An 8,042-nucleotide genomic window follows, 5' to 3' on the forward strand; every position below is an offset into this window, starting at 1 on the left:
GAAAAATAAATATTAACTTTTATGGGTATATAATAATTATATATTATGTACTCATGAAGAAAAGCAAGGTGGAATAACAATGGCATTAACACCAATGATGATACAATATTTTGAAATAAAAGACACATGTAAGGATTGTATATTGTTTTTTAGGTTAGGCGATTTTTATGAAATGTTTTTTACCGATGCAGAAGTTGCGGCAAAAGAGCTAGAACTTGTTCTTACAGGGCGTGATTGTGGACTTGAAAAAAGAGCACCTATGTGTGGAATCCCTTATCATGCTGCAAATAATTATGTTCGAAGGCTAATTGAAAAAGGATTTAAGGTTGCAATATGTGAACAGGTAGAAGATCCAGCAACGGCAAAAGGCATTGTTAAAAGAGGTATTATTAAGATAATAACACCAGGAACATATACAGATTCTTCATTTTTAGAAGAATCCAAAAATAATTATGTTATGAGCATCTACATTGACGTAAAAACTGATTTCTGCGGATTATGTTTTTGCGATGTCTCAACAGGGGAGTTTAGTTGCACAGAGGCTAAACTTAATCTAGTTACAATATTAGATGAAATTTCTAAGTTTACACCAAAAGAAATTATTATATCTGAGGATATACCAGAAGAAATTTTAAAGGCTATAAAGGAAAGATTTAATGTATTGTATTCAGCTTACCCTAATGAATATTTTATTAAAAATAATGATGACTTGATTAAAAAACAATTTAACAATTATAAAGTAAATTCATTTTCAAAAACTTTAATTAGTAGTATTTCAGGACTACTTAGTTATATTATAGATACACAAAAAAGCTCACTATCTCATATAGACACTATTGAATACTATGATATTTTAGACCATGTAAGTTTAGATACAAATTCTAGAAGGAATCTAGAACTTACTGAAACATTGAGAGATAAAACAAAGAAAGGTTCACTGCTATGGGTATTAGATAGAACTAATACTGCAATGGGAGCTAGAAGACTACGCAAATGGTTAGATCAACCGTTAATAAATAAAAGTCTAATAGACCAGCGATTAGAAGCTGTTTGCGAACTCAAAAATAATACAAGCTCTCATGAAGATTTAAAAGATGTTCTGGTTGATATTTATGACATAGAAAGACTAGTAGGGAAAATTTCATCTAAAAATGTTAATGCAAAAGAACTTATGTCGCTTAAAAACTCTATTGAAAAAATACCAAAGGTTAAAGCTATTTTAGCTAGTTTAGATAGCAAATTAATGAAGGAAATATATCAGGAACTTGACAATTTACAAGATATATATATTACTTTAGATAATTCTTTAATTGAAAATCCAGCAATTTCAATTAAAGAAGGAAATATTATTAAAGAAGGTTTTAATAGTGAAATAGATGAGTTAAGACTTGCTAAAGCTCATGGCAAGGAATGGATTGCTCGTTTAGAAAGTGATGAAAAGAGCATAACTGGTATAAAATCATTAAAAGTTGGGTATAACAGAGTCTTTGGTTATTATATAGAAGTAACCAAATTAAATATTCCTTCAATTCCTGAGGGCAGGTATATAAGAAAACAAACTTTGTCAAACGCCGAGAGATACATTACTCCAGAACTTAAAGAAATGGAAGAAAAGATTTTAGGTGCACAAGACAAATTAGTGAGTATCGAATATGAGGTGTTTACGGGTATAAGGGAAGAGATAGAAACTCATATAGAAAGAATGAAAAATACTGCAAAACTTATATCAGAAATTGATTGTTTAAGTTCTTTAAGCACAGTTGCTTTAGAAAACAACTATACAAAACCTAAAATAAATACAACTGGTACTATGAATATAAAAGGCGGCAGGCACCCTGTAGTTGAGAAAATGATGCCTACAAATACGTTTATTGATAATGATACTTATATGGATACGATGGATAATCAACTACTATTGATAACTGGACCTAATATGGCAGGTAAATCAACTTATATGAGGCAAGTAGCACTAATAACGATTATGGCACAAATGGGAAGTTTTGTTCCATGTGAAGATGCAGATATATCTATTTGTGATAAGATATTTACTAGAATCGGAGCTTCAGACGATCTTGCTGCAGGTAAAAGTACTTTTATGGTAGAGATGTGGGAAGTATCCAATATATTAGAAAATGCAACAAATAAAAGTCTAGTTTTACTAGATGAGGTTGGCCGTGGCACTAGTACTTATGATGGATTAAGTATTGCTTGGTCAGTAATTGAATATATTTGTAAAAAAACTAAGTTAAGATGTAAAACCTTATTTGCTACCCATTATCATGAATTAACAAAACTTGAGGGTATGATTAATGGGGTTAAAAATTATTCTGTAGCTGTAAAGAAAATAGATAATGAAATTGTATTTCTTCGAAAAATTGTACCTGGTGGAGCTGATGAATCCTATGGGATAGAAGTTGCAAAACTTGCAGGGATACCAAAGGATGTAATAAACAGAGCAAATGAAATTTTAGCATCTCTAGAGAATAATAAAAATACAGCTGAAATTGATTTAATAGATCAAAAAATATCTAAGAGTAAAAAAAATAATAAAGTTAAAAACATCGAGAGTATTGAAAGCATTGTGCAAAAAGAAGCGGCTGTGGATTATGTATCTAATATAGCAAATGATGAAGTAACTCAAATTAGTTTTACAGACATAGAAAAAGATAATATATTAAAGGAAATTAAAAATATAAATATTCTTAACCTAACACCTATGGATGGGTTTAATAAGCTATATGAGATTATAAATAGAGCTAAGTTACTATAAGAATAGTCAGGTACTATAAGAATAGTCAGGTACTATTAATATACTAAGTTATTATAAAGATAGCTAAATTGTTATAAGGTAGTAGAGGAGGTGACGTGTAATGAGAATTAATATGTTAGAAGTTGAAACTTCCAATAAAATTGCTGCTGGGGAGGTTGTAGAAAGACCTTCCTCAGTAGTGAAGGAGTTAGTTGAAAATAGCATAGATGCGGGTGCTAAAAATATTAGCATAGAGATTTTTGAGGGTGGCCAAAAAAATATAAAGATAACAGATGATGGGTCTGGAATACACATAGACGATATCGAAAAGGCATTTTTGCCACATGCTACTAGTAAAATAAAATATGTTGAGGATATTTATAAAATACATACTTTAGGTTTTAGGGGTGAGGCATTAGCAAGTATTGCTTCTGTATCTCGAACAACACTTAGTAGTAGAACTAACGAATCAACAGTTGGCAAGGAGATATCTCAGTCATCAGGGGATATACTCTACATTAAAGAAACTGGATGTAATGTAGGTACAACAATTGAAGTTAAAGATCTATTTTTTAATGTCCCTGCAAGGCAAAAGTTCTTAAAAACGCCCCAAAGAGAATCAGCTTTAATATCGGATATTTTAGGAAGGCTTGCACTTGCAAACAATGATATATCTTTTAAATTACTTAATAATGATAAAAAAGTTTTCGCAACTTACAGCTCGCCAAATCTCTCTGATACTATCAGGTATATTTATGGTAAAGAAGTAGTAGATAACATTATAAGTTTTGAAAATTTTGGCGATACAATGTCTGTCCATGGGTATATTGGGAAAGCAGACATAAGTCGTGGAAGCCGTAACAGGCAAAGTATTTTCGTTAATAAAAGATATATTAAAAGTGGGTTAATTACTGCAGCAGTTGAAAATGCATTTAAATCATTTTTGACAATTAACAAATTCCCTTTCTTTGTTATATTTTTGGATATTTTTCCTGAGTTTATTGATATCAATGTTCACCCACAAAAAACTGAAATTAAGTTTGAGGAAGATAAGGCTGTATTTAAAATTGTTTTTGATGCAGTTCATTCAGCAATTGCTGCTAGTTTAAGAGGTGATTTTGATATACCAGAAGGAAATAACGGTCATACTGAAAGTAGTAAAAATACAGGAAATGATAGTGAAAAAGAAGATGTTAAAAATACTTTAAGAAAAGAAATTTATGATTTTAATAAGATAGTGATAGATGAAAAAACTAAAGAAGAACTAGAAAAGAATGTTCAAATTCCAATAGATTTCAAGTATAGTTCTATAAATAAGGAAAGACATCATTTTGATGAATCACCTTACAGGCATGAGAGTGTTACCAGAACAATAGGCAATGTAGGTAGAGAGACTAATAATGATATGGTAATCGATAGCGAAGTAATAAACATTAAAGAAAACGATGATACTAGTTACGAAAACAGTAGAGTAACATCTGACAATGGGGTTTCTAAAGAGATTTTTAACGAAAGCCCTAATGAAAGCTCTAATGAAATCACTAAAATTTCTAAATTCCCTGAGCTTAGAATTATTGGACAATTTAATAAAACCTATATAATTGGTGAAGTTTATAATGAGCTGTATTTAATTGATCAACATGCAGCACATGAAAAAGTACTATTTGAGAAATTTAAAAAAGAAATTAAAAATCGTGAAGTTGTCTCTCAATTTTTAGTAGTGCCAATTGTAATTGAATTAAGTCAAGATGATTATTCTTATTATGTTGAAAATGAAGCCGTGTTTACTAATACTGGGTTTGAGATTATAGAATTTGGGGAAAATACAATAAGTATAAAAGAAGTACCTATTTTACTTGGGAAACCTGATGTTAAGAATCTCTTTAATGAGATATTGGATAATTTGAAAAATATGGGTTCAGGTGAAACTGTGGAAGTCAAGTATAATCGTATAGCATCACTTGCATGTAAAGCAGCAGTAAAAGCCAATAATCAACTATCAGAGATGGAAATGAGTAGATTAATTAGCGACTTAAGATATCTTGACGAACCATTCACTTGTCCACATGGAAGACCTACAATAGTGAAAATGACACTTAATGAATTAGAAAAGAAATTTAAAAGAATACAATAGAAAAGGTGGAAACATGAAAGATTTATTTATTTTAGCAGGCCCTACAGCTGTAGGGAAAACAGAAATTTCAATAAAACTTGCGCAAAAACTAAATGGAGAAATAATATCAGCTGATTCAATGCAGATATATAAGTATATGGATGTTGGCTCTGCTAAAATTTCAGCTCCCGAGATGAATGGAATTCCTCATCATATAGTAGATATAATATCACCTAGTGAAGAGTTTAGCGTTGCTGATTTTAAAGAAAGAGCACAAAGTGCAATTGATGAAATAACAAATAAAAATAAGCTCCCAATGTTAGTTGGTGGAACTGGTTTTTATATAAATTCATTAATATATAATTATAGCTTTGCATCAACTAATAAAGATGAGGAATATAGAGCGTATCTTGCATTGCTAGCAGATGAAAAAGGAAACGAACATGTACATGATATGCTTAAAGATATTGATGAGGTATCTTATAATAAATTATATCCTAATGACTTAAAAAGAGTTATTAGAGCTTTAGAGGTCTACAAAGTCAGCGGGAAAGCTATAAGTGCATTTTCAGCAGATCAAAATATTTTAGATATACCGTATAACGTACATTATTTTGTACTAAACATGGACAGACAGGAATTATATGATAGAATAAATAAACGAGTAGATATAATGATGAAAAACAATTTAGTTGATGAAGTTATAAAATTAAAAGAAATGGGCTATAATTCTGATATGCAGTCAATGAAGGGGATAGGTTACAAAGAAATATTATATTATTTAAATGATGAAATATCCTTAGAAGAGGCAGTAGAGATGATTAAACAGGGAAGTAGAAATTACGCAAAAAGGCAGCTTACTTGGTTTAGGAAAGATTCAAGGGTAAATTGGATAAACAAAGATGAGTTCAGCAGTGATGATGAGATTGTAGAATATATCGCTAATAAATTATCTTTTCTATAAAACTATAAATTAATATTATTTTATAAATAAAAATGAGTGGGGGATGTGCAGTAATGACTAAATCTACAAATAATCTACAAGATATATTTTTAAATGGAGCAAGAAAAAATAAAATACCTGTGATTTTATATTTAATAAATGGTTTCCAATTAAAAGGTTATGTAACAGGTTTTGATAGTTTTACAGTGGTACTTGACAGTGATGGTAAACAAATGATGGTATATAAACATGCTATTTCTACCATAACCCCAATAAAACTAATATCTTTAAGTAGTGGAGAAGAATAAAGTATTAACATTTAACCCCTGCTTATAAAAGTAGGGGCTTTTATTATGAAATGTACTAAAGATAGTGTATAGGATACTATATGCTTAAATATAAATACGAAAGAGGTAAATGATGATTGATGAAAAGAGTATTAAAACTATAGGAACACATAACGGGAAATTTCATGCAGATGATGTTATGGCTGCAGCTATGCTTAATCTACTATTTGGAGATATAAAGATAGTACGAACTAGGGATGAGGAAATCCTTAATAAATTAGACTTTGTTTTTGATATATGTCTAGGAGAGTTTGACCATCACCAACTAGATAAGGAAGTAAGAGAAAATAGTATCCCTTATGCGGCTTCTGGTTTAGTTTGGAGAGAGTTTGGTTCAAGGATAATACAAAAGTTTAACCCAGAGTTTGATGAAAATGATATAAGTTCAATTTTTGATTATATTGATAAAAATTTAGTGCAGGGAATTGATGCTACAGATAATGGTGTAGATATAAAAACTGAAATTAAAGTAACCTCAATAAGTGATATTGTTCAATGTTTTAATCCTTCATGGGATTCAAATGATTCTAAAGATGAGGCATTTGAAGAAGCTGTAGGATATTGTTTAGAGGTAATAAAAAGAATGATAAGTAGACAGGTTTCCGTTATAAACGCAAGGATTATAGTAGATGAAGCATTCAAAAATAGAACTATTAATGAAATAATGGTTTTGGAAAAAGGGTGCCCTTGGCTTCAACAATTACTTAAAATAGATACAGATAGTGAAGTATTGTTTGTTATTTCTCCAGGTGATGCTAGTGTTGATTATAAGATTCAGACTGTAAAGAAAACACCAGGTACGTTTGAAGCAAGACAAGATATATTAGAATCAATTAGAGGTAAATCAAGTGAAGAAATAAATTCTATAATTAAAATAGACGATGCTATATTTTGCCACAAAGCAGGATTTATAGCTTCAGCTAAAAGTTTGGAGAGTGTTTTAAAAATAGCAAAATTGTCGATTTAGGACCTGTATAAGAATAATTTTAAGGAGCAAGGGCGTCGTCTTTGCTCCTATCTCTATTTGGAAAAATCATAAGTTTGGGAGGGGAGTGTTATGAAAAAAGTATTTGCACCTGGGTGTGCTTTAATGATCTACAAACCAAAGTTAGAGGAAAAGGTGTTAGAATTTTTAAATAATAAATTAGGAGATATAGAAGAATATTTAATTTGCTGTAGACATAAACCTAATTTAGAAAAAGGGACGCAAATAATAAATATCTGTGCTGGTTGTGATAGGCGTTATAGAGAGCTCTATGAAGGAATAACAACAATTTCACTTTGGGAGGTATTGGCTGAGGTAAAAGAGTTCCCGTTTCCTGATTATAAAGGAAAGGAAATGACTATACTTGATGCATGTCCTACGCGAGATCAGGAAAGGATACATAATGCAGTAAGAGTGCTACTAAAAAAAATGAACATCACTTTGGTAGAACCAGAAAAAACTAAAACAAAGGGAATTTGTTGCGGAGATAGTTTTTATGGTTCTCTTCCTGTAGAACAAGTTAAGGAACATATGAAAAAACGTGCTGAGGACATGCATGTTGAAGATGTTGTTGTTTATTGTGTTTCTTGCTCTAAATCAATGTATATAGGTGGTAAAACGCCACGATATTTAGTAGACCTTTTATTTGGAGAGGACACAGACCAGGGGACTTTTGAACCTGATGATTGGCATAAGCAACTTAATGATTTTATAGATGAACATTAAATACTGTTTGTAGAATGTTGTTTTAAATATAAAATAAAGACTTATTTTAATAGGTCTTATTTTTTTTGGTGCGCCCAGCATGGGCGCAATCTAATGGGTGAAAGTCCCTAGCACGGGTTAATAGTGCCAAGTGCATAGCTTAAGACAAGGGTGTCCATGGTGACGTGGAATCTGAAGGA

At 30.8% G+C, this 8,042-nt stretch carries 6 protein-coding genes; all 6 read left to right on the top strand.

Annotated features, from left to right (window positions below):
* Window positions 1-79: 79 nt before the first annotated feature.
* The 6 genes from mutS to KPL55_RS04645 all read left to right on the top strand — a co-directional run bounded on the left by mutS (window position 80) and on the right by KPL55_RS04645 (window position 7,863).
* Window positions 80-2,770, top strand: a complete 2,691-nt coding sequence (mutS, locus tag KPL55_RS04620) for a DNA mismatch repair protein MutS (protein WP_216305533.1) — start codon at window positions 80-82, stop codon at window positions 2,768-2,770.
* A gap of 100 nt (window positions 2,771-2,870) precedes the next feature.
* Entirely contained in the window at window positions 2,871-4,883 is a 2,013-nt protein-coding gene (gene mutL / locus KPL55_RS04625) for a DNA mismatch repair endonuclease MutL (protein WP_216305534.1), read from the top strand.
* Window positions 4,884-4,896: 13 nt separating this feature from the next.
* Window positions 4,897-5,826: a tRNA (adenosine(37)-N6)-dimethylallyltransferase MiaA gene (gene miaA, locus KPL55_RS04630; protein ID WP_216305535.1), complete on the top strand. Its 930-nt coding sequence runs from the start codon at window positions 4,897-4,899 to the stop codon at window positions 5,824-5,826.
* Between the two features lie 53 nt (window positions 5,827-5,879).
* Window positions 5,880-6,113 (top strand): RNA chaperone Hfq, encoded by a 234-nt coding sequence (hfq, locus tag KPL55_RS04635; RefSeq protein WP_216305536.1) that lies wholly within the window; start codon window positions 5,880-5,882, stop codon window positions 6,111-6,113.
* 112 nt (window positions 6,114-6,225) lie between these two features.
* Window positions 6,226-7,119: an MYG1 family protein gene (locus KPL55_RS04640; protein WP_216305537.1), complete on the top strand. Its 894-nt coding sequence runs from the start codon at window positions 6,226-6,228 to the stop codon at window positions 7,117-7,119.
* Window positions 7,120-7,209: 90 nt separating this feature from the next.
* A complete protein-coding gene (locus KPL55_RS04645) occupies window positions 7,210-7,863 on the top strand; it encodes a (Fe-S)-binding protein (RefSeq protein ID WP_216305538.1) in 654 nt (217 codons plus the stop codon).
* Window positions 7,864-8,042 lie beyond the last annotated feature (179 nt).

This window comes from Clostridium lacusfryxellense, assembly GCF_018861735.1.
In the GTDB taxonomy this organism is placed as follows: domain Bacteria; phylum Bacillota; class Clostridia; order Clostridiales; family Clostridiaceae; genus Clostridium_AD; species Clostridium_AD lacusfryxellense.

Excerpts from the sequence above, each read along its gene's own strand:
- mutL (WP_216305534.1), top strand. The coding sequence starts at position 2,871 with ATGAGAATTAATATGTTAGAAGTTGAAACTTCCAATAAAATTGCTGCT.
- KPL55_RS04645 (WP_216305538.1), top strand. The coding sequence starts at position 7,210 with ATGAAAAAAGTATTTGCACCTGGGTGTGCTTTAATGATCTACAAACCA.
- KPL55_RS04640 (WP_216305537.1), top strand. The coding sequence starts at position 6,226 with ATGATTGATGAAAAGAGTATTAAAACTATAGGAACACATAACGGGAAA.
- hfq (WP_216305536.1), top strand. The coding sequence starts at position 5,880 with ATGACTAAATCTACAAATAATCTACAAGATATATTTTTAAATGGAGCA.
- miaA (WP_216305535.1), top strand. The coding sequence starts at position 4,897 with ATGAAAGATTTATTTATTTTAGCAGGCCCTACAGCTGTAGGGAAAACA.
- mutS (WP_216305533.1), top strand. The coding sequence starts at position 80 with ATGGCATTAACACCAATGATGATACAATATTTTGAAATAAAAGACACA.